The following is a 22,014-nucleotide window of genomic DNA, read 5'->3' as shown; positions in this document are numbered from 1 at the left end:
GGTGGGCGTTATGACCTGCCGGCTTTCGGCAACGACTATGTCCTGCTGACCCCGAAGGTGATTCTGACTAAAGACGAGGCATGGATTAATCGCAGCGACCTACTCGACAACTTTCAGGGCGTCTACAACTCGATCCCCGATGACCAATTGAGGGCGCAGGTTAATGAGTATTTCCTGCGCCGCTTGTCGGAGGACGCCAAGGAAGAAGAAATTCGAGAGGCTGCTGCGATCACCATCGAGCAGTTCCCGCAAGTGCTGGACTACTACATCCGACACAAGGAGGAGACGGGAGACGAGGCCCACAAGGTCAGCAACTCCAAGGTTCGCGACACAGAGCAGCAGTTCATTCATCAGATCCGTGCGCTGGTCGATCAGAAGCTGGTTGGTACAGAATTTTATCAAGAGGCGGATGACAGCTTCGAAGAATCCATGCGGCGCCTGCACTACCTGAAATCGGTCATCGAGGACCAAGATGGCTATCGCATGTTCTACCACAATGGCAAGCCGATTCATCGAGAGGCGGACCTGCAACTCATGTATAAGCTTACGTGGTGCGCCTCCATTTACGACGTGAATCGCGAGGTGAATAACGGCAGAGGTCCTGTCGATTTCAAGGTTTCCAAGGGCAGCCGGGACAAGACTCTGATCGAATTCAAGTTAGCATCGAATTCGAAGCTGAAACAGAACATGAAGCATCAGGTTGGCGTGTATGAGGCGGCGAACGACACGGCGAAGTCCATCAAAGCGATTCTGTACTTTTCGGAAAGCGAGTTCCGTAAGGTTCAAACCATTCTCGCCGAACTTGGATTGTCTGGGCGCCGAGATGTTGTCCTGATTGACGCATGTGCGACAAACAAACCATCAGCGTCGAATGTGTGCGATCCGCAGCAGGGTAGGCTGCCATGGATCGAATGAATCGCCCCTTGAGATCTTTACGCAGACCGTCAGGTCCACCCCGAAAACTGTCAGACGATCTACTTCGGCTGGTGGGCCGTTGCAGACTCTTGGTCGATTGCACAGGATGACAGCTCTCAGCTGCAACCAGACATTGCCCATCAGTTGATCACAATCGCATAATAGATAATTGCGCATCCTTTATATAGCCGATCCAACTGGAGCGCTCGTTACTTGTAGCCCCCTAAAGGTGGAGCGCTAGCATTGGGCAGGATGGTCTAATAAGAACCGGAGTTGTCTAGGATTGATGATCATCACTGGTCCCGATGGACATCGATAAGTTGAAGGTTTGGGGCATTGCTGACCGATAGAATTCTAGACTTTTTATTCGGACTGGCGTAATCAACGGGGATAATATTTTCCTGAATCCGTGTTCGCTTAGCCGGAAATCCAGCCTAACGCATTGATGTAATTGTATAATTACGCATCCGAGCCTTTCACCCAACCGACCATGCCGCGCTTCGAAGTCAAGCAATCCGCCAAGCTCAATCTGACGTCCTACTCGGGCCTGGCGTTGATCGGGCAGTGCTGCCAGGCGGCACAGGTCGAGGCGGTGATCGACCCGAGGCTGCCGGTGTCGCAGGGTATGCGGAGCTCGGACCTGGTCAAGTCGGTGGTGGGGCTGCTGAGCCTGGGCAAAAGCGACTTCGAGGCGATCGAGCCGTTTCGCGGCGACCGCTTCTTCAAGGAAGCGCTCGGGCTCGCCAAGGTGCCCGGCAGCGTGTGGATGCGCCAACGGCTCGATGCCCGCGCGGCCGAGCTGCGCGAGCTGACCGACGAGCTGAGCCTGCGCCTGCTCGAGCGCACCGAGGCGCCGATCACGGCGCACAAGGGCTACGTCTGCGCCGATCTGGACACCTTCGTGATGGACAACTCCGACACCAAGAAGGAGGCGGTCAGCCGCACTTACCAGGGCGTCGATGGCTACACGCCGATCGCGCTGTACCTGGGCAACGAGGGCTGGAACCTCGGCCTGGAGCTGCGCGCGGGGTCGCACCACTCGGCGCTGGAGACCGAGTATTTCTTCGAGCGCGCGTTCCCGCGCCTGCGCCGGGTGTGTGCGGCCGATGCGAAGCTGCTGTGGCGGGCCGACAGCGGCTTCGACAGCGCCCGGCTGCTGTTCGCGCTGGCCGACGAGCGCGATCGCTGGGCAGCGCTGGGGCGTTCGTTCGACTACCTCACCAAGTGGAATCCGCGCCGTCAGGACAAGACCGCCTGGGTGGACCGGGCCGAGGCCGCCGGCGTCTTCGAGGAAGTGCGCGCGGGCAAGCGGGTGGGGCTGCTGGACCTGAAGATCGACCGTGCCTGGAAGAAGGCCAAGCGCACGCTGCGTCTGGTGGTGCGGGTGACCGAGCGCACGATCGACAAGAAGGGCCAGCACCTGCTGACCCCCGAGATCGAGATCGAAGGCTGGTGGACCAGCCTCGAAGTGGCGATGGCTGACGTGATCGAGCTCTACAAGCACCACGGCACGCACGAGCAGTTCCACTCCGAGATCAAGACCGACCTGGACCTCGAGCGCCTGCCCTCGGGCAAGTTCGACACCAACGACGCGGTCATGCATCTGGCCGCGTTCGCCTACAACTGCCTGCGCCTGATCGGCCAACTCGGGCTGACCGGCGAGCTCTCGCCGATCCGTCACCCGGCCAAGCGCCGACGCATCAAGACAGTGCTGCAGGAGGTGATGTACCGTGCGGCGAAGTTCGTCGAACACGCCCGCCGCCTGGTGCTGGACTTCGGACGCGGCGTCGCCGCGCATGTGAAGGTGTTCACCACGGTGCAGGCGCGACTGTGCGCGGTGGCTTCGCCGTGATGCAAATCCGACGGCCAAATTCTCCGAATCGAGGCCATTTCGCTGCGGCGAAAGGGCGACGGCCGCGTGGGAGCAGGAAAATGACGTAGCGCACCCCCCGTAAGCCCGGCTCGCCGGGCCTCCGGGCCGTGAAAGGACGGTGCTCGGGGCTGCGGTGAGCTGAGATTGGGAGTCAGGCAGCAGAAAAATCATGCGCTGGGGCTCGCGGAGCGGGTACGCGCTGAAGACAACACGGATTCAGGATTTTGTCTGACCTCAATTACCAAAAACAAGCGCAGGACTTTTACGGGAAGGCACCAGTCATCATTTTGGGCAGCGGCGCCTCGGCTGCACACGGCATGTCTGGAATGTGGGCGCTAGCGAACCATCTGGTCACAAATACCGACATTTCAGGCTTGAATGCTGCTGAAATCGAGGCATGGCAGAAATTCTGCCAGCTGCTGAAGGATAATGTTGACCTAGAAACCGCCCTACACCAAGTAACAGCTTCTGAAGAACTGACATCCAGAATTGTTAAAGCCACTTGGATCCTGATTGACTCTGAAGATAGCGAAATATTTCAAAAGAGTCTTCAGGATAATGCGATTTTTCCATTGAGCCGCCTTCTTGAACACATGTTCAAAAGCAGCCTCAAAGTCATAAATATCGTCACTACAAACTATGATCGCTTGGCGGAGTATGCCTGCGATCACGGGCGAATCCATCATTACACAGGGTTCACACACGGCTTCTGCCGCCAGCTCGCAGCCCCTACAGAAATTACCTCTGCGCGCAGGGCTAATATTTGGAAGGTCCATGGATCTCTGGATTGGTTCCAATCCCCTCTGGAAGATACTGTCGCACTCTCAAATATCCAAGGTATACCGGATGGCTACCAGCCGCAGATTGTGACTCCTGGTACGCAGAAATACCAAAAAACGCATCTTGAGCCGTTCCGCTCCATTATTAATAACGCTGACCAGGCTCTCAATGAAGCCGGTTCTTACCTTTGTATTGGCTACGGTTTTAATGATGAGCATATTCAGCCGAAACTGATGGTGAAGTGCCTTCGGCAGAGAACGCCTATAACCATTATCACCTATACGCTTTCCGACTCTGCGAAGAAGATTATTCTTGATGGTAAAGCACAGAACTACCTGGCAATAGAACGGGGCGAAACAGACGATCAATCCATCGTTTATTCCTCCCTAGATAGCGCTCCGTTGAAGGTGGAAAAGAATATCTGGAGTCTTGAAGGTTACCTTTCACTCATCATGTAGGACGAAGAGATGCCGATTTTTAACTTTAGGGACGAAGAAGCGCTTGGGAAGGTTGCCTCCGTCGACACCACAAATGTGATCGTAGAGGTGGAGAATGTCGACCAGCTCAAAAGGTTGCAGGTTAACCATCTCGCCGTGCTTCAAAGCAGCAGGCCCGGACAGCACCTCATCGGTCTCATTACGCAGGTGACTCGTAAGCGCGGCATCGAAGAAATTATCAATGACAGTATCAACGGCCACGCGTCAGAGTTAAATCTGTGCCGTATCGCTCTGATTGGCACGATGCTGGATCGTGACGGTGAAAAAGAAAACGTGTTCCGTCGTACGCTCGAAAGCGTTCCTGAAATTGACGCGAACTGCTTTTCGCTCGAAAGCGAAAACCTCACAGGTTTCATGCGTACCCTTTCCAGCGTCTCAGCCGGTGGGAATGCCCTGACTCTCGGCAAATACACGCTGGACGAGCACGCCGTTGCTTACCTCAACGGCAATAAATTTTTCCAGCGCCACGCCTTCATTGGCGGCAGCACCGGGTCGGGTAAGTCCTGGACGACTGCCAAGATCATCGAACAGATGTCGGGGCTAACTACGGCGAACGCTATTGTCTTCGACCTCCATGGCGAATACTCGCCACTAGTAGGACAGGGCATTCAACATTTCAAGGTCGCAGGACCAGCAGACGTTGAGGCCAAGAAAACCATCGGCGATGGTGTCCTCTATCTGCCGTACTGGCTGCTTTCGTATGAAGCGCTGGTGTCTATGTTCGTTGACCGCAGCGACCAGAACGCCCCCAACCAGGCCATGATTATGGCGCGCGAAATCAACCAGGCGAAGCAAAGGTACCTGGAGGAAAACGGCCAGCAAGATGTGTTGAAGCATTTCACCGTCGATAGCCCGGTTCCGTTCGATCTCGATGTCCTTATGGGGCGGCTGAATGACATCAACGTCGAAATGGTTCCCGGCGCTAAGGTAGGTACCGAAAAGCAAGGTGATTTCTTCGGGAAACTCGCCCGCATGATTTCCCGCCTTGAGAACAAGATATCCGATAGACGCCTTGGCTTTATGTTCAACGGCGGTGGAGATGTTCTGGATTTCACCTGGCTCGAGAAATTCACCACTGCCGTACTCGGGAGTGCCGATGAGAATGGCAAGGCCGGGATCAAAGTCATTAACTTCTCGGAAGTGCCTTCCGACGTTCTGCCGTTGATCGTATCCCTCGTTGCTCGGGTTACATTCTCCGTTCAACAGTGGACGCCCTCCGAGCTACGTCATCCGATTGCGCTTTTGTGTGATGAGGCACATCTCTACATGCCTCAGCGCAACATGGCCGACTCTGCCGACGACATCTCGCTCGATATTTTCGAGCGCATCGCGAAGGAGGGACGTAAATACGGGGTCAGCCTGGTGGTGATAAGTCAACGTCCGTCCGAAGTGAATAAAACGATGCTCAGCCAGTGCAGTAACTTCGTGTCCATGCGGCTGACCAACGCCGAGGATCAAGGCGTTATCAAGCGCCTGCTTCCCGATAGCCTTGGCGGATTTAGCGACGTCTTGCCCACTCTCGATACAGGCGAAGCTCTGGTTGTCGGTGACGCCAGTCTCCTGCCAAGCCGGATCAGGATTGATGAGCCCAAAAACAAACCGAATAGTGGTACGGTCAATTTTTGGGATGAATGGCAGAAGCCAGTCAAAGACAACCGTTTGTCGATTGCAGTCGATAACTGGCGTAAGCAAAACATTCAGTGAAGCACCCCGGGTGTCGTAGCCGCTGCGAAGCCTGCTTTTCCTTACAATCCCGCCGTTTGGATCGTAAGAGCCGAATGGCAGCAATGGCCGAGCTGCTGTCACCCGCCAGATGCCTCGATTGGCCACTGATCATTGGAAACGAGCTCCAACCATCATGCGAATACGATCGACTCCGTGGTTGATCGTGGCCCACCGGGCTGCTCGACAGCTGCACCCACGCTGCGGTCCGCGCAGGCTGGCTGCACGCAGCAACATCCCGGGTGGCTGCCCATGCCGCTCCAGCAGTCAGCCCCCGAACTTTTCGGAAACGCCCGTCTCTCCACCGGGATACCAGCGATATTCGCACCCACTTCACTCGGGACGCCGCTTCAGGCTCCCCCCTGGGAAATCAAGGGCAACTGCTTCGACGAACTTCGTCTCGAAGCGAAGTTGGACAATTTCACGGCCATCGCCGATCAGCCCATCCGCTACAAGGGCGACGGCTCGGCGCCCGGTCAGTTCGGGGCGAACGCCTCCACGCCCGCGGCCTGCGCCGCCTTCTCGAGATCTGCGTCCAGGGTTGCGAGGGGCAGGCCGGTTCGCAGGGCCAGCTCCAGATAGGCCGCGTCGTACGCCGATAGCTTGTGACGCCGGGCCAGGTGCAGGGTGTCACCCAAGGCGTGGGCGGCCGTGGCCGGATCGGTCGCGATGTTCAGTCGCTGCAGGAGGACGACGAAGGCCTGCGAGCGTGCCTCGGTGAGCAGCCCCTTGGCCTCGGCCCGGGCGATCATGTTGCTGGCCTCGAGCGCCCACAGCGATGGGACCAGCGCCTGCTGCTCACGCAGCGCATCGAGCACGGCCTCGGCGTACGCCACATCGGCCGGCTTGCCATCGGCCAGCAGCCAGCACATCGCCACCGAGTTATCGAGCACGAAGCTCATGCCCGCCCCTCGTTGATCAGCGCCTTGATGTCGATCCCCTCGACGGCGGGTGCCACGCGCATGAACTGGCGCATCGCATCGACGGCCGCGGCGGCATCCGCTTGCTTGGCGCCTTCAGCCGGTATCAGGTCGGCGATGGGCTCGCCACGCAGGGTGATGGTGTAGCGCTTGCCCGCCTGCACGCCGCGGAGCAGTTCGGGCAGTTTGGTCTTGGCCTCGTATGAGCCGATTTCAAGATTCATCACGTTCTCCGGTTGCCATAGACCAGTTTATAGACCAGTTCACAAGGGAATCAAGCACGGCATCAACAGGCTCTCCAACGGTGAAGCTGCGCCAAGTGGCACAAGACGGCATGCGGGTGCGGGCCAGTGCGGGGGCGAGGTCGTTCCGGCGCGTGCATCGACGACCGATGCCCGGGCGACGGCCTTGACGAAGATGGACGACAGCCGGTTTCGGTGTGTGCGTGGCCCCCCTTGTGCGCTGCGGCGAGACAAGCAGACCGTCGGCGTATAGCCTGTCGTCCGTTTCACCACGTGATATATGTGAAGCCAAACAAAACGACACGATTCCAGGAGGACGACCATGTCTTACACGATGCCCGAATTTCTCGCCCACGCGATCGCCATGGAGCGCGAGGCCGCCGAACGCTACCTCGAACTGGCCGACATGATGGAGGCGCACAACAACCTCGAGGTCGCCTCGCTGTTCCGCGACATGGTGCGCTACTCCAACATGCACGGCGACTCGATCGTCGAGCGCGCCGCCGGCCACGAGCTGCCGCGGCTCAAGTCCTGGCAATACCGCTGGGTCGCGCCCACCGAGGTCGGCGACGAGGACGCCTTCGACTACACCATGAACGCCTGGCAGGCGCTGGAATACGCGCGCGAGAACGAGGCGCGCGCGATGAATTTCTACCGCACCGTCTCCGAGACCAGCACCGACCCGGAGATCAAGACGCTGGCCATGGAGTTCGCCACCGAGGAGGCGGACCACACGATGGCGCTCGACAAGATGATCGCGCAGACGCAGCGGCCCTGAGGGCGGACGCGGACCGTCCAGGGCGGTCCGCCCTGCGCAGGACGGCGGCCTGCGCACGCGCAGGAGGCTCCCGCGCGACGCGGGCGAGCGCCCCGGCACGCGATGATCGGCATCCCCCGACGGGAAGGTGACGGAATCGTCCTACACGGTTTTCCGCCTCGTCGGACAACGCCCGCAGGAAGTCGCGCCTATAGTGGAGTTGCAACCCACTCGCGGGACCGACCCGCCAAGACACGACAACCCTCAGGAGACCCGCCATGAAACACACCGCCGCCACCCTCGCCCTGTCCGGCCTGCTCGCCTTCACCGCCGTCGGCTGCGCCGTCACCCGCGACCAATCCACGGTCGGCGAATACGTCGACGACGCCACCGTGACCACGCGCGTGAAGGCGAAGTTCGCCGAAGACCCGACCGTCAGCGCCATGTCGATCAGCGTGGAGACGCTCAAGGGCACGGTGCAGTTGTCCGGCTTCGCCAAGAGCACCGCCGAGCGCAACCGCGCGGTCGAGATCGCGCGCACCACCCCGGGCGTGAAGTCGGTGAAGAACGACATCGTGATCCGTCCTTGAGGACGCGCGCCGCAGCCCCGTTTCCACGCTAGCCCGCGCCCGGGGCCGTGCGCGCTGCCGCCCCATGCTGCGGACAAGCCCGCAGGCGTGGGCCAGGATAGGACAGGTTCATGAATGCCGATCCGGAGCCTCTGCCCTTGCCCCCCGCCCCATCCCGCCTGCCGCACCCGCGCGCGGGGCGCCTGATCGCCGTGCTGCTGCTGAGCTTCGTGCTCGGGCTGGCGTGGCTGCTCGCCGGCCAGTGGCAGTCCGAGTCGAGCCGCGTCGCGCTGGAGGATCTGCGCGCGCGCTCGGTGCGCCTGCATCACCTCGACACCCTGCTGCTGCAGATGCTCGACGCCGAGTCGAGCGTGCGCGGCTACCTGCTGACGCAGAACCCGGTCTACCTGAGGCCTTACCAGGACGGCCAGGCCGCGCTGGAAAGCACGCTCGCAGCCTTGCGCGCCGACACCTGGGCGGACGAGCGCCAGCACGAGACCGTCGACCACCTGGCGCTGCTGATCGACATGCGCTGGAGCCTGCTCACGCAGGCGATCGAACGCGGGGTTCCGCCCGGCGCCGACCAGCCCGACGGCGGCACCGGCAAGCAGGTCACCGACGACATCCGCACCCGCATCCTCGCCCTGCGTACCGCAACCCAGGCCGAGATCGACGCCACCCAGGATGGCGCCTTCGCACGCTTTGGCGACGCGCGCACGATGAACCGGGTGCTCGGCGCGAGCGTGCTGGCGCTGCTGCTGGTGCTGGTCGTGGTGCTCTACCGCCAGGACCGCCTGCGCGAACGCATGGCGCAGTTGCTGCGCTCCGAGAACGAGCGCCTGCACACCGAAGTCGCCCACCGCACCGAGGAACTGAGCAGCCTGGCGACCTACCTGACCAATGCGCGCGAGGCCGAGCAGGCGCGCCTCGCGCGCGAGCTGCACGACGAACTCGGCGCCTTGCTCACCGCCGCCAAGCTCGACGCCGCCTGGATCGCGCGCAAGCTTCCGGCCGACACCGTGGCGCCGATGCGCAGCCGCTTCGACCGCCTGCTCGACACCTTGAACCAGGGCATCGCGCTCAAGCGCAAGGTGGTGGCCGGCCTGCGTCCGCCGCTGCTGTCCGAGCTCGGCCTGCTCGAAGCGCTGCGCGCCCTGCCCGACAGCGGCGACATCGGCGAACAGGGCGGCCGGCTCGCGATCGAGCTGCCCGATGCCCTGCCCGATGTGCCCGCGCAGACGGCACTTGCGCTCTACCGCATCGCGCAGGAGGCCCTGACCAACGTGCGCCGCTATGCACAGGCGAGCTCGGTGCGCCTGCGCCTGGGGGTCGAAGGCGACGAGCTGGTGCTGGCGGTGGAAGACGACGGCGTGGGCTTCGACCCGGCGGCGCGCGGCCACAACCGCCACGGGCTGGCCGGCATGGCGCACCGGGTGCAGATGCTCGCCGGTCGGCTGGAGATCGACAGCGCGCCGGGCAAGGGCACGCGCATCACCGCACGCGTGCCGTTCGCACGCATGCACTGAAGCGGCTCAGCCCGGAATGCCGGGAATGCCTGGAATGGCCCCCTGGACGAAGTCGATCAGCTCGTCGAGCTGGAAGGATTTGTCGAAGAAGCGCTCGACGCCGAGCTGCTCGCAGCGCGCGCGCACCGGCGCGTGGCCGTAGTTGGAGAACACCACCGCGCGCGGACGGCCGAAGCGCTCCGGCTCGGCCTGCAGTTGCCTCAGCACGCCAAGGCCGCTGCCCATGCGCAGCTCGAGGTCGATGATGGCGAGATCCGGGCGCTGCGCCTCGAGCGCGGCAAGCGCCCCTTGCTCGTCCTCGGCCTCGGCCACGACGCCGACGCCGTCGAGCTCGGCGAGCATCTCGCACAACATCCCGCGCAGCATCGCGGAGTCTTCCACGAGCACGACGCGCAGCGCGGGGACGGTGGCAGATTCGGAATTGAGTGGCGCGCTCATCGACACGAGCTCCTCAGTCCAGGATCAACCCGTGGCGCAGCGCGTAGGTCGCCAGCTCGGCATTGCTGGCCACGCCGAGCTTCTCGAGCAGGCGGGTGCGGTAGGTGCTGATGGTCTTCACGCTCAGGTTGAGCACGGCGGCAATGTCCGACACCGACTCGCCGCGCGCCAGGCGCAGGAAGACCTGCAGCTCGCGGTCGGACAGCTTCTCGTGCGGCGCGCCGCCGCCCCCGCCGCCGAGCTCGTCGGCGAGCAGTTCGGCGGTGCGCGCCGACACGTAGCGCCGGCCCTGCGCCACGGTGCGGATGGCCTGCAGCAGCGCCTCGCGCGAGCAGTCCTTGCACAGGTAGCCGTCGGCGCCGTTGCGGATCATCGCCAGCGCGTAGCGTTCTTCCGGGAAACCCGACAGCATCAGCACGCGCATGCCCTCGTAACGCTGGCGCACCGCGCGCAGCACGTCGACGCCGCTCTGCCCGGGCAGCGACAGATCGAGCAGCAGCACGTCGACCGGCTGTTCGCGAAGGGACTCGAGCGCCGCCTCACCCGAGGCGGCCTCGAACACGATCTCGAGGCCGAGCTCGTCGGCCAGCAGCTCGCGAAAGCCGGCACGCACGATCTGGTGGTCGTCGACGATGGCGATGCGCAGCATGGGCGGAGGTCCGGAATGCGGTGTAGGGGCGCGAGCATAGCCGAAGCGGGCCGGCGAGGCCGGCCCCACCAACGACGCGGGCCATGGACTCACCGTCCCTTGACGAGGTTGATGACGAAGCTGGCGACCGCCATCACCAGGAACACGACGAAGAGCACCTTGGCGATCTCGGCGGCACCCGCGGCGATGCCGCCGAAACCGAACACGGCGGCGATGAGGGCGATGACGAAGAAGACGACGGCGTAGTGCAGCATGATGTTCTCCTTTGAGGGCGCCGGGCGGTGCAGCCCCGGATCACGTCTTCACTTTAGGCGCCACCCCCGCTCCGCCCCATCGGCCCGGTCCTAAACCGGCGTCGGACGATTCCGACACGCGGGCACAGCTCCGCGCATCGGCTCCGACTCGCAGCGCACGCCGCAGCGTCGCTGCGCTATAATCCAAGGCTTTGTTTTATCTGAAAATCAGGACGCTTCCGTGCTCGTCGCAGCCAACATCACCCAGCAGTTCGGGGCCAAGCCCCTGTTCGAGAACGTCTCCGTCAAGTTCGGCGACGGCAACCGCTACGGCCTCATCGGGGCCAACGGTGCCGGCAAGTCGACGTTCATGAAGATCCTGTGCGGCATCCTCGACCCCAGCGCCGGCAACGTCTCCAAGGATCCGCACGAGCGCATGGCCTACCTGCGCCAGGACCAGTTCGCCTACGAAGACATGCGCGTGCTCGACGTGGTGATGATGGGCCACGAGGAGCTGTGGGCGGCGATCAAGGAACGCGACGCGATCTACGCCAACCCGGACGCCACCGAGGACGACTACATGCACGCCGCCGAACTCGAGGGCAAGGTCGGCGAGTACGACGGCTACACCGCCGAGGCGCGCGCCGGCGAGCTGCTGCTCGGCGTGGGCATCCCCACCGAGCTGCACAACGGCCCGATGAGCGAGGTCGCCCCCGGCTGGAAGCTGCGCGTGCTGCTGACCCAGGCGCTGTTCGCCAACCCCGACATCCTGCTGCTCGACGAGCCGACCAACAACCTCGACATCAACACCATCCGCTGGCTCGAGGACGTGCTCAACAACCGCGACTGCACGATGGTCATCATCTCGCACGACCGCCACTTCCTGAACCAGGTCTGTACCCACATGGCCGACCTGGACTACGGCACGATCACGATCTACCCGGGCAACTACGACGACTACATGGAAGCGTCGACCATGGCGCGCGAGCGCCAGTCGTCGGCCAACGCGCGCGCCAAGGACAAGATCCAGGAACTGCAAGCCTTCGTACGCCGCTTCTCGGCCAACAAGTCCAAGGCCAAGCAGGCCACCAGCCGCCTCAAGCTCATCGACAAGCTCAAGCCCGAGGACGTCAAGCCGTCTTCCCGCCAGTACCCGTGGATCCGCTTCGACTACGACGACAAGGACAAGCTGCACCGCCTCGCCTGCGAGGTGGACAACATCTCGTTCGCCTATCCGGGCATGGACAAGCCGCTGATCAACCGTTTCTCGATCGCCATCGAGGCCGGCGAGAAGGTCGCGATCATCGGCGAGAACGGGGTCGGCAAGACCACCCTGCTCAAGCTGCTGGTTGGGGAGCTTGCGCCGCAGAAGGGCGCCATCAAGTGGGCGGAGAAGGCCAAGCCGGGCTACTACGCGCAGGACCACTCGGCCGACTTCGCCGAGGACGTCAGCCTCACCGACTGGATCGCCCCCTACTCGCGCATCACCGCCGCCGCCACCGGCGAGGACAACGAGACCCTGCTGCGCGGCACGCTCGGCCGCCTGCTGTTCTCGGGCGACGAGGTGAAGAAGTCGGTGAAGGTGATCTCCGGCTGCGAGCAGGGCCGCATGCTGTTCGGCAAGCTGATGCTGTCGCGGCCCAACGTGCTGCTGATGGACGAGCCCACCAACCACCTCGACATGGAATCGATCGAGTCGCTCAACACCGGCCTGGACAAGTTCAACGGCACGCTGGTGTTCGTCTCCCACGACCGCGAGTTCGTGAGCTCGCTGGCGACGCGCATCATCGAGATCAAGCTCGACCACCAGATCATCGACTACCGCGGGACGTACGAGGAGTATCTCAGCTCGCAAGGCCTGGATTGATCCGCGCGGCGATAGCCGCGCATGCACGACAAGGGGCGAACCCGCTGCCGCGCGATGCGGCGGCCGGTTCGCCCCTTCGCTTTTGCCGAGCCGGGTCCATCAGGCCTCGAGCGCTGGACATCCGGACGGACACGGATCGCCGATAACGCGCGCCATCTCATTGAAAATAGAATTAAATTCTGTTTTTTTGAGCGGACATTCCGGCAGACATGATCGCCTCCGAGATTCCCGAGCTCGCGCTGCGCGTCGAAACCGACCGCTTCGGCCCCTTCCTCTTTCAGGTGGGCGTCGACACTGGCCGCCTGCAGCTTCCGATGCAGCGCGTCGAGGATGCCCATCGGCGCTTCATCGCCTCGCCGCTCGCGCAGGTGGCGAATCAACTCGAGCGCGAGGTGATCGCCAGCAGCATCTACGGGACCAACACGATCGAAGGCGGCACGCTCACCGAGGATGAAACACGCTCCGCCATCGACCTCGATCCCGCGCAGGTGCAGGAGATCGAGCAGCGGCGGGTGCTCAACATCAAGGCCGCCTACGAACGCGCAAGACAGGCTGCGCTCGATCCGGGCTGGAAGCTGTCGATCGACTTCATGACCGAGGTGCACGGCCTGATCACCCACGATCTGCCGCACGCCGACAACCGCCCCGGCCTTCTCCGCGACACCCCCAAGGGACGCACCGCCCAGGTCGGCAGTCCGCAGCACGGCGGACGCTACAAGCCGCCACAATACGGGGGCGACATCTGGCGCCTGCTCGAAGCACTGATCACCTGGCACGGCCAGTTGGAGGATGCAGGCATCCACCCGCTCGTCCGCGCGCCGCTGGTGCATTACTACTACGAACTCATCCACCCCTTCTGGGATGGCAACGGCCGTGTCGGGCGCGTCGTCGAAGCGACCTTGCTGCAGGCCGCCGGCTACGAATACGCCCCTTTCGCGTTGGCGCGCTACTACCTCGAGCACATCGACGCCTACTTCACGCTCTTCAACACCTGCCGTAAAGGGGCGGACAAGCACCGGCCCCACCCGAACACGGACTTCGTGCTCTTTCACCAGGAAGGCATGCTGGCGACGATCGACGCCTTGCACGACCGGGTCAATCGCCTCGTCGGCGTCCTGCTCTTCCAGAGCCGTTGCCGCGAGCTGCTCGACAACAAGACCCTCAACCCGCGCCAGTACACCATCGTCTCGCAACTGTTGGCGCAGGGGCAGGCGCAGGGGCTGGACGCGGTACGTCACGCCCCGTGGTACGCCAGCCTCTACCTCAAGCTCAACGACAAGACCCGCAGCCGCGACCTCAAGAAGCTGCGCGAGCTCGAACTCGTCCTCCTCGACACGGACAACCGCCTGTGGCCGGGCTGCATCCGTCCGAAGAACGTCAAGGCGCCCTGATCCCGCATCTGCAGGTTCGCGGCGGTCCTGGCGAGTCGAGCGCAATTCCGCACGATGGAGGAGCGCCCGGGTCCAGCGTGGACGCACGGCAGGCGGTTCGGCACCAGGGTGAGCATCACGAAGGCGACCACCAGCAGGCCGGACACCGCGAACACGCGGTTGTGGATGTCGAGGCCGAAGGGCCCGACGTTGAGGACGGTGTTGTCCTGGCCGACCTTGTAGTCGGTGTCGATCGGATTGACCGCCCCCGAGGGAGCCATCGGATCGCTGCCATCCGTCATTGCAGCTCCTTGTGATTATGGGAATTCGCGGAATTCACGCGCACGGCCGAGCCTTCGCCGCGGCGACGAGGGGCGGAGTCTTGCAGCTTTCTACATATTTTTGTACAAACAGATCATGACAGATGGGATTTCGCCTCGCCCGCGCACTCGATCCGCCCGCAGCGGCACGGCGGGCGGCGAGTCGGCTAGAATCGAAGGCTGCGGAGAACCCCATGATCGGCCTCTTTCTCGTCACCCACGGCACCCTCGGCGAAGCGCTGATCCAGTGCGTGTGCCACGTCCTCGACAAGCGCCCGCCGCTGCTCGGCCAGCTCGGCCTGTCGGCGGGCGAGGATCCCGCCGACGCGCTGCCCCTCGCGCGCCGGATGATCGCCACGGTCGATGACGGCGAAGGCGTGCTGCTGCTCGCCGACCTCTACGGCGCCACCCCGTGCAACGTCGCCACGCGCCTGATCGAGCCCGGGCGCATCGAGCTCGTCGCCGGAGTCAGCCTGCCGATGCTGCTGCGCGTGCTGACCCATCGCGACGGCAACCTCGACACCCTGATCCGGCGCGCCGTCAGCGGCGCGGGCGACGGCGTGACGCGCGTGCAGCCCGGCTGATCACACCCGCCAACAAGAACATACGAACGAACGCACCACGGAGAACCGCGAAGATGCCGCGAGGAGACGCCCCCATCATCAACAAGCTCGGTCTGCACGCGCGCGCCTCGGCCAAGCTCACCCAGCTTGCCAGCAGCTTTCCGTGCGAGGTCTGGCTCGAGCGCAACGGCCGCCGGGTGAACGCGAAGAGCATCATGGGGGTGATGATGCTGGCGGCCGCGCGCGGCAGCACGATCACCATCGACACCCAGGGCGAGGGCGCCGACGCGGCACTGCAGGCCATCCAGGAGCTGGTCGCCGACCGCTTCGGCGAAGGGGAATGAGATGTCATTCACGCTGCACGGCCTGGCGGTCTCGCAGGGCATCGCGATCGGCCATGTCCACCTCGTCTCTCACGCGCTGCTCGAGGTCAATCACTACCACGTCGCGCCGCGCTACCTCGACGATGAACTCGCCCGTCTCGACGAGGCCCTCGCCACCGTCCAGGGCGAGCTGATCGGTCTCAAGGCGATCACCACCTCCGGCCAGGCGCACAGCGAGGTCGGCGCCTTCGTCGATCTGCAGCTGATGATGCTCGCCGACCCGATGCTGGTCGACGCCGCCCGCCAGCTCGTCACCGAGCGCCGCTGCAACGCCGAGTGGGCGCTGGTGCAGCAGATGGAGCACCTGGTCGAGCAGTTCCGCCAGATCGAGGACCCCTACCTGCGCGAACGCCAGGCCGATGTCGTCCAGGTCGTCGAGCGCCTGGTCAAGGTGCTGCTCGGCCACCCCGGCCACCTGCCGCCGCGCCGGCGCGACGGGCTGGGCAGCATCGTCGTCGCCCACGATCTGTCGCCCGCCGACACCATCGGCTTCCGCGACCACAACATCGCCGGCTTCGTCACCGACGTCGGCGGCCCCACCAGCCACACCGCGATCGTCGCGCGCAGCCTCAAGATCCCCGCGGTGGTCGGCCTGCACCACGTGCGCGACCTGCTCGAGGACGACGAGCTCATCATCGTCGACGGCACCCGCGGCGTGATCATCGTCGCCCCCGACGAGCAGATCGTCGAGGAATACCGCCTGCGCCGCAGCGAGCTCGAGATCGAGCGTTCCAAGCTCAACCGCCTGCGCGACACCCGCGCCGCCACGCTCGACGGCGAGGAGGTCAACCTGCTCGCCAACATCGAGGGCCCCAAGGACCTGCCCGCGGTCAAGAGCGCCAACGCCGACGGCATCGGCCTGTACCGCACCGAGTTCCTCTTCATCGGCCGCGACACCCTGCCCGACGAGGAAGAGCAGTACGAGGCCTACCGCGCCGTGGTCAAGGCCCTGCCCGGCAAGCCGGTCACCATCCGCACCTTCGACGTCGGCGCCGACAAGGCGCTCAACGGTGCCCAGGCGCGCGAGGAACCCAACCCGGCGCTCGGCCTGCGCGCGGTGCGCTACTCGCTGGCCGAGCCCAAGATGTTCAAGACGCAGCTGCGCGCGCTGCTGCGCGCCTCGGCCCACGGCCGCCTGCAGATCATGGTGCCGATGCTCGCCCACGCCCAGGAGGTCGACCAGTGCCTGACCCTGCTCGAGAAGGCCAAGGCCGAGCTGCGCGCCGAAAAGATCAAGTTCGACGAGGGCATCCGCATCGGCGGCATGATCGAGGTGCCCGCCGCGGCGCTGTCGCTCGGCATGTTCATCCGGCGGCTGGCCTTCCTGTCGATCGGCACCAACGACCTCATCCAGTACACCCTGGCGATCGACCGCTCGGACGAGGCCGTCGCGCACCTCTACGACCCGCTCCACCCCGCCGTGCTCAAGCTCATCGCCGGCACCATCTCCAGCGGCGCGCGCTTCGGCCTGCCGGTGTCGGTGTGCGGCGAGATGGCGGGCGACCCGCTGTACACCGAGCTGCTGCTCGGCATGGGCCTGCGCAACTTCTCGATGCACCCGGGCAGCATCCTCGAGATCAAGCAGCAGGTGCTGCGCGCCGACCTCGGCGAGCTCGCCCCCAGGGTGCAGCGCATCCTCAAGATGGACGAGCCGGCACGCATCCGCGAGGCGGTGGAACGGCTCACCGCCTGAAAACACCGCCGCGGTTGAAGCGCACCGGCCGTGGCAGTACAATCCGGCCTTCTTCGCGGTCGACGCCAGGTCGGCCCGAAATGCGGGTGTCGTATAATGGCTATTACCTGAGCTTCCCAAGCTCATGACGAGGGTTCGATTCCCTTCACCCGCTCCATCTGAATTCAAGCACTTGCGCCAGCCTCCCGGGGCTGGCGTTGTGCTTTGTGGCGCCATGTAGCCATGGTGCAGCCAAATCCGGGCAATCTGGCCACCGCGTAGTCACGCACTCGGCCTGCGCTCCGGTCCGGCCTTCACGCGACGGAAAGTCGGCGGCTATACCCCCCAGCGCACTAGAACCGGCCACAAACGACGCACAGGGGCGCGGCGATCATCATCTGCCTTGCCGAGGCGATCCGGCGATCTTGGGCGCTAACCGATGCCTCGCAAACTCTGGCGCGCCGAAATGCAGTGGAGACGCGGCTCGCATCGTCGGCACACGAGCGCCGGCAGATAGCGCGGTGAGCGTCGAACGAAAGGCCTGACCCCGCCTGTTTCCTCGTCTATGTTGAATCAATCGCCCGCGACGAAGCGCCTGTCGCGCAACGCCCGAGCACCATTCCCACCCTGATGCGGCCAGCCGGTTGAAGGGTGTTCCACACCTGCAGCCGGCCCGAGGTCGGGCGCGCCCGGATCGTTCGCCGCCATCGTTCCACCTATCCGCGGACTCGGAGAATCACGATGATGTTTCCCGGTATCCGCCGCGGGTCCGACTCCCTGATGGCGCGACGGCCGGACAGCCTCATCCACGGACTGGACGATAAACCGCGCGCCCTGACGCTCGCTGCACTCGGGCTCCAGCATTTCATGGTGGCGGCGCCCAACCTGGCGATCGTCGTCATGATCTGCCGGGCCGCGGGCGTCGACGCGGCCGCCGCCGAGGGGGTGCTCTCGTTTTCGCTCATCGCGCTGGCCATCGCGACGCTGGTCCAGTGCAGCAGACGACTCGGCTCGGGGTATTTCATCGTCAGCTGCAACTCGGGGATCTATCTGTCGGCCTCGCTCGCCGCGGCCACCGGGGGGCTGCCGGTCGTGTGCGGGATGACGCTGGTCGCCGGGATCTTCCAGGCCTTCTTCGCCAGCCTGCTGGTACGGGCCCGCCGATTCTTCCCGAATGAGATCGTCGCGCTCTCGATCATCATCGTCGGCATCGAGATCGGCGTCATCGGCCTGAACCGCCTCTCCGGCGCGGGCGTCCCCGGCCTGGTGGTCGGCGGCGCCACCTTCTTCGTCTCGGTGGTCTTCGGCGTCTTCGGGCGCGGCCGCTGGCGCCTGTATTGTTCCCTGCTCGGCATGGCCTGCGGCTATCTCGTGTACCTGACGACCGGCATCCCCGGCCCGAGCAGCGCAAGCGACGCCTTCTCGTCGGCGCTGTTCGGCCTGCCCTCCTCCGCACATCTGGGGCTCGAATTCGACGTCGGCTACTTGCTCCCCTTCCTCTTCGCCGCGGTCGCCGCGTCGCTCAAGACCATGGGTGCCGTCGACATCTGTGCGCGGATCAACGACGCCGCCTGGGTTCGGCCGGAGATGCACGCGATCCGGCGGGGCGTGCTCGTCGATGGGCTGTCCACCACCCTCTCGGGCTTGTTCGGCAGCACCGGCACGAACTCCTCGACCTCGAGCGTGGGGGTTTCGCACGCGAGCGGCGCAACCAGCCGCGTCATCGGCATCGCCGTCGCCGCATGGATGCTGGTGTTCGCACTCAGTCCGGCGTTCACGCACCTCGTGGTCACCCTGCCGGATCCCGTGGTCGGCGGGATGCTGGTCTTCACCGGCTGCCTGGTCATCGCCAACGGATTCCAGGTCCTCGGCACCGTCCCGATGGACATGCGCCGGGCCGGAGTGGTCGCGTTTCCGCTCCTGGTGGCGATCGCACGCGTCGCCAACGCCCCCCTGTTCGCGCAACTGCCCGACTCGGTGAAGCCGCTGATGTCCTCGGCGCTCGCGATCGGCGTGTTCGCCGCGCTGCTGGTCAACGCCTTCCTGAGCTGGGGCAACGCCCGCCAAGCCACGGTCGCCCTCGATCCCGGCCACCCCGTCGGCGAGCGCCTGCGCCAGGTCCGGAGGATCCTCGACGAATGGAACGTGGCCCACAACGTCAAGGTTCGCGTCATGCTCACCCTGCGCGAGCTGCTCGACGAGCGCGCCTCCAGCCTGAAGCTCGCCTTCAACGGCTGCACGCTGCACATCGGTCTCACGCGCGCGGCCCCGGCGCAGGACGCGCAAACCACCCCGGACGGCCGCTTCTTCGCCGACCGGGTCAGCGACGCGATGGCCCACCGCAAGCGCGCGGACGGCAGCAGCGTCATCTCGCTATGTTTCGAGCAGTGAGGCCGACATGCCCATCGCGATCTGGACCCCGGCGCTCTCGCTCGGGGTCGACAGCCTCGACGCCGATCACCAGAAGCTGATCGACACGCTGAACATGGTGTTCGATGCGATGCTGTTCGATCGCAGCTCCGCGGCCCTGCACAGCGCACTCGCCACCCTCGACGACTACGTGACCGGGCACTTCGCGCGCGAGGAGGCGTGGATGCAGGCACGCGACCACCCGGACCTGGCGCGCCATCGGCAGGAACACGAGGCGCTGCGCGATCAGCTCGCGCTCCTGTGCGCCATGAGCGACCTGTCGGACCAGGAGCGTTCGGTCGAGCTCCTGATGGTGCTGCGCGACTGGCTGCTCGGCCACATCGCCCACTCGGACCGCGACGCGTCCGGGCCATGAAAGGCCTGGGACAACCGAGGGCAGCCCCACGGCCGTGTTTCCTCTGCAATCAAGGGGAAGACCTGCCCCCAGAGACACTTGGCGCGGGCTTCCCGGCTTCGGAGCAGAACCACAGCTTGTTGCCCTCGCTGTCCAGGAAGGCGCCGACCCAGTAACAGCCGTCCTCATAGAGTTGCACCGCGTCGCTGATCGTGACGCCACGCGCAGCCAGTTCCCGCTCCATCCGCGGCGCGTCCGCAACCGCAACGGTCAGGCGCGGATAGGGCGATTTCTCCGCCGCGCCGCCGGGTCCGGCAAGCGGCTTGAGCAGGAGCGTCAGGCTGCCCAGGGCGAAACCGACGTCACCGTCCGCCTGCGGCCTCGGCTCGAGGCCCAGCTTGCTGCGGTAAAAATCCTCCGCCCTCGCCAGGTCGTCGACGGCGAGTGCCACCACCTTCAGTTCCTGCCATCCCAGCGTGTTCATCTCCACACCTCGCCGCTTGCCGATGAAAAACGGGGACAGACCCCGATTACGCTGCGGCGCTTTGACGGGCCACGCGGTGGACGACTCCCCGCAAAGCCCGCCGGAAGCGGTCAATGCGGGCGGCCCGAAAAGCCGATGCTCATCTTGCAACTTTGCCGCGGCTCACTACCTTTAAAGCACAGGGGCCGCATGAGGGGAAGGCGATGGGCCTGAAAATCTACATATCCTCGACCTTCGAGGACCTGAAGGACTATCGGCGCCGCGTGTATGAGCAGTTGCGGACCTTGCGCCACGACGTCATCGCGATGGAGGACTACGTCGCCGCCGACGAGCGCCCGCTCGACAAGTGCCTGCGCGACGTGCGCGACAGCGACGTCTATATCGGCCTGTTCGCCTGGCGCTACGGCTACGTGCCGCGCGCCGGCAATCCCCAGCGCCGCTCGGTGACCGAGCTGGAGTACCTCGAGGCGAAGAAGCACAAGAAGCCCTGCCTGATCTTCCTGACCGACAATCGCGCGCCGTGGCCGCCGGACCAGATGGACTCCACCACCGGCGACAACGACAGCGGCAAGAAGATCGCCGCCTTGCGCAAGGCCCTGCGGGAAAAAGGGCTGGTATCGACCTTCGAGACGCCGGAGGCGCTCGCGATCAAGGTCGTCACCGCGCTCTACAGCTGGCAGTCGGAGACATCGCGCGCCCAATCGCAGCTTGGGCATGCTGCGGTCGAAGAGGCCCTGGCGCCCGGGGTTCAGGCGGCGGCACGCAGGACCAACCCCTTGATGTGGGTGCCGGGCTCGCGCCTGAGGGTGCGCTTCCTTGGCGCCGACGGCGCCTTCGCGGCACGCATCCTGCGTCTTGCGCAGATCTGGAGCGCCTACGCCAACATCTTCTTCGTCGCCAGCGAGGACAAGGATGCCGAGGTGCGTGTCGCCTTCGACAAGGATGGCGGCTCCTGGTCCTACGAGGGCACGAACGCCCTGGCCGTGCCGCCGAGCGAGCCGACCATGAACCTCGGCTGGCTTGTGCCGGCGCTGCCGATCGACGACGTCGAGTCGGTCGTGCTGCACGAGTTCGGCCACGTGCTGGGCCTCGCCCACGAACACAACAACCCCAGCGGCGACATTCCCTGGGACAGGAAGGAGGTCCTCAAGCTCCTGGGCGGCCCGCCCAACCACTGGGACCAGAACACCATCGACCAGTACCTCTACCGCACTTGGGAGACCGACCGCTTCCCCTTTGCCAAACCCTTCGATCCGCTGTCCATCATGTCCTACTTCTTCCCGAAGGAAGTCACCGGCGGCAAGCAGATCTTCAGCACCAACACCACCCTGTCATCGGGCGACAAGGAGTTCATCAGCCGGCTGTATCCCTACGCCACGGGGGGCTGAATGGAACTCGGGTTCAGATCCCGATCCCGCGCCCCGCTGGCTCGCCGCACCATCCGCCGGCACCGTTGTCGAGATCGCGGTT

At 64.3% G+C, this 22,014-nt stretch carries 21 protein-coding genes, 1 tRNA gene and 1 pseudogene; 17 read left to right on the top strand and 6 right to left on the bottom strand.

What is annotated here, in order from left to right; all coding sequences use genetic code 11:
- Positions 1-57: 57 nt before the first annotated feature.
- The 5 genes and pseudogenes from TMZ1T_RS02335 to TMZ1T_RS21760 form a co-directional block, all read left to right on the top strand.
- Complete coding sequence (locus TMZ1T_RS02335) at positions 58-915, top strand: hypothetical protein (protein ID WP_004303620.1); 858 nt, start codon at positions 58-60, stop codon at positions 913-915.
- A 490-nt stretch (positions 916-1,405) separates the two neighbouring features.
- Positions 1,406-2,767: an IS1380 family transposase gene (locus TMZ1T_RS02330; RefSeq protein ID WP_004357889.1), complete on the top strand. Its 1,362-nt coding sequence runs from the start codon at positions 1,406-1,408 to the stop codon at positions 2,765-2,767.
- Positions 2,768-3,012: 245 nt separating this feature from the next.
- Positions 3,013-4,026: an SIR2 family protein gene (locus tag TMZ1T_RS20430; RefSeq protein ID WP_004303621.1), complete on the top strand. Its 1,014-nt coding sequence runs from the start codon at positions 3,013-3,015 to the stop codon at positions 4,024-4,026.
- A gap of 9 nt (positions 4,027-4,035) precedes the next feature.
- On the top strand, positions 4,036-5,769 hold the full coding sequence (locus TMZ1T_RS02325) for an ATP-binding protein (protein WP_004303623.1): 1,734 nt from the start codon (positions 4,036-4,038) through the stop codon (positions 5,767-5,769).
- 336 nt (positions 5,770-6,105) lie between these two features.
- Positions 6,106-6,309: pseudogene (locus tag TMZ1T_RS21760) on the top strand (hypothetical protein); the annotation flags it as partial.
- Here TMZ1T_RS21760 and TMZ1T_RS02320 read toward each other — a convergent pair.
- Complete coding sequence (locus TMZ1T_RS02320; RefSeq protein WP_012584467.1) at positions 6,264-6,689, bottom strand: type II toxin-antitoxin system VapC family toxin; 426 nt, start codon at positions 6,687-6,689, stop codon at positions 6,264-6,266. The pseudogene TMZ1T_RS21760 and the gene TMZ1T_RS02320 sit on opposite strands and share 46 nt — an antisense overlap.
- Positions 6,686-6,931: a type II toxin-antitoxin system Phd/YefM family antitoxin gene (locus TMZ1T_RS02315; RefSeq protein WP_012584466.1), complete on the bottom strand. Its 246-nt coding sequence runs from the start codon at positions 6,929-6,931 to the stop codon at positions 6,686-6,688. Before TMZ1T_RS02315 ends, TMZ1T_RS02320 begins: the two co-directional genes overlap by 4 nt.
- Positions 6,932-7,271: 340 nt before the next feature.
- Here TMZ1T_RS02315 and TMZ1T_RS02310 point away from each other — a divergent pair, with 340 nt between their 5' ends.
- The 3 genes from TMZ1T_RS02310 to TMZ1T_RS02300 all read left to right on the top strand — a co-directional run bounded on the left by TMZ1T_RS02310 (position 7,272) and on the right by TMZ1T_RS02300 (position 9,801).
- On the top strand, positions 7,272-7,727 hold the full coding sequence (locus TMZ1T_RS02310) for a ferritin-like domain-containing protein (RefSeq protein WP_012584465.1): 456 nt from the start codon (positions 7,272-7,274) through the stop codon (positions 7,725-7,727).
- Positions 7,728-7,984: 257 nt separating this feature from the next.
- On the top strand, positions 7,985-8,296 hold the full coding sequence (locus tag TMZ1T_RS02305) for a BON domain-containing protein (protein ID WP_012584464.1): 312 nt from the start codon (positions 7,985-7,987) through the stop codon (positions 8,294-8,296).
- A 110-nt stretch (positions 8,297-8,406) separates the two neighbouring features.
- Positions 8,407-9,801: a CHASE3 domain-containing protein gene (locus tag TMZ1T_RS02300; RefSeq protein ID WP_012584463.1), complete on the top strand. Its 1,395-nt coding sequence runs from the start codon at positions 8,407-8,409 to the stop codon at positions 9,799-9,801.
- 6 nt (positions 9,802-9,807) lie between these two features.
- On the opposite strand, the gene TMZ1T_RS02295 is transcribed toward TMZ1T_RS02300, so the two are convergent.
- The 3 genes from TMZ1T_RS02295 to TMZ1T_RS20425 form a co-directional block, all read right to left on the bottom strand.
- Entirely contained in the window at positions 9,808-10,239 is a 432-nt protein-coding gene (locus TMZ1T_RS02295; protein WP_012584462.1) for a response regulator, read from the bottom strand.
- A gap of 13 nt (positions 10,240-10,252) precedes the next feature.
- Positions 10,253-10,888 carry a response regulator gene (locus tag TMZ1T_RS02290; RefSeq protein WP_004265641.1) on the bottom strand — a complete coding sequence of 212 codons (636 nt, stop codon included), beginning with the start codon at positions 10,886-10,888 and terminating at the stop codon, positions 10,253-10,255.
- A gap of 89 nt (positions 10,889-10,977) precedes the next feature.
- Complete coding sequence (locus TMZ1T_RS20425; protein WP_004265637.1) at positions 10,978-11,142, bottom strand: DUF1328 domain-containing protein; 165 nt, start codon at positions 11,140-11,142, stop codon at positions 10,978-10,980.
- A gap of 220 nt (positions 11,143-11,362) precedes the next feature.
- On the opposite strand from TMZ1T_RS20425, the gene TMZ1T_RS02280 reads away from it, so the two are divergent.
- From TMZ1T_RS02280 to TMZ1T_RS02245, 8 genes are all read left to right on the top strand, one after another.
- A complete protein-coding gene (locus TMZ1T_RS02280; protein WP_012584461.1) occupies positions 11,363-12,988 on the top strand; it encodes an ABC-F family ATPase in 1,626 nt (541 codons plus the stop codon).
- Between the two features lie 209 nt (positions 12,989-13,197).
- The gene (locus TMZ1T_RS02275; RefSeq protein ID WP_012584460.1) at positions 13,198-14,379 is read left to right on the top strand and encodes a Fic family protein; all 1,182 of its coding nucleotides are present in this window, start codon (positions 13,198-13,200) and stop codon (positions 14,377-14,379) included.
- Between the two features lie 493 nt (positions 14,380-14,872).
- On the top strand, positions 14,873-15,262 hold the full coding sequence (locus tag TMZ1T_RS02270; protein ID WP_004265631.1) for a PTS sugar transporter subunit IIA: 390 nt from the start codon (positions 14,873-14,875) through the stop codon (positions 15,260-15,262).
- A 53-nt stretch (positions 15,263-15,315) separates the two neighbouring features.
- Positions 15,316-15,585: an HPr family phosphocarrier protein gene (locus TMZ1T_RS02265; protein WP_004265630.1), complete on the top strand. Its 270-nt coding sequence runs from the start codon at positions 15,316-15,318 to the stop codon at positions 15,583-15,585.
- A 1-nt stretch (position 15,586) separates the two neighbouring features.
- A complete protein-coding gene (gene ptsP, locus TMZ1T_RS02260; RefSeq protein ID WP_004265629.1) occupies positions 15,587-17,317 on the top strand; it encodes a phosphoenolpyruvate--protein phosphotransferase in 1,731 nt (576 codons plus the stop codon).
- 82 nt (positions 17,318-17,399) lie between these two features.
- A tRNA-Gly gene (locus tag TMZ1T_RS02255) sits at positions 17,400-17,474 on the top strand.
- 563 nt (positions 17,475-18,037) lie between these two features.
- A complete protein-coding gene (locus TMZ1T_RS02250; RefSeq protein ID WP_012584459.1) occupies positions 18,038-19,687 on the top strand; it encodes a solute carrier family 23 protein in 1,650 nt (549 codons plus the stop codon).
- Positions 19,688-19,694: 7 nt separating this feature from the next.
- Positions 19,695-20,081 carry a bacteriohemerythrin gene (locus TMZ1T_RS02245; protein WP_004265432.1) on the top strand — a complete coding sequence of 129 codons (387 nt, stop codon included), beginning with the start codon at positions 19,695-19,697 and terminating at the stop codon, positions 20,079-20,081.
- Positions 20,082-20,130: 49 nt separating this feature from the next.
- On the opposite strand, the gene TMZ1T_RS02240 is transcribed toward TMZ1T_RS02245, so the two are convergent.
- Entirely contained in the window at positions 20,131-20,544 is a 414-nt protein-coding gene (locus TMZ1T_RS02240) for a VOC family protein (RefSeq protein WP_012584458.1), read from the bottom strand.
- Between the two features lie 203 nt (positions 20,545-20,747).
- Here TMZ1T_RS02240 and TMZ1T_RS02235 point away from each other — a divergent pair, with 203 nt between their 5' ends.
- Complete coding sequence (locus TMZ1T_RS02235) at positions 20,748-21,932, top strand: DUF4062 domain-containing protein (protein ID WP_012584457.1); 1,185 nt, start codon at positions 20,748-20,750, stop codon at positions 21,930-21,932.
- Positions 21,933-22,014 lie beyond the last annotated feature (82 nt).

The sequence above is a fragment of the Thauera aminoaromatica genome, assembly GCF_000021765.1.
GTDB classification, from domain to species: domain Bacteria; phylum Pseudomonadota; class Gammaproteobacteria; order Burkholderiales; family Rhodocyclaceae; genus Thauera; species Thauera aminoaromatica.
Note: the sequence above shows the minus strand (reverse complement) of the source record. Positions and strands in the feature narration are given on the sequence as shown.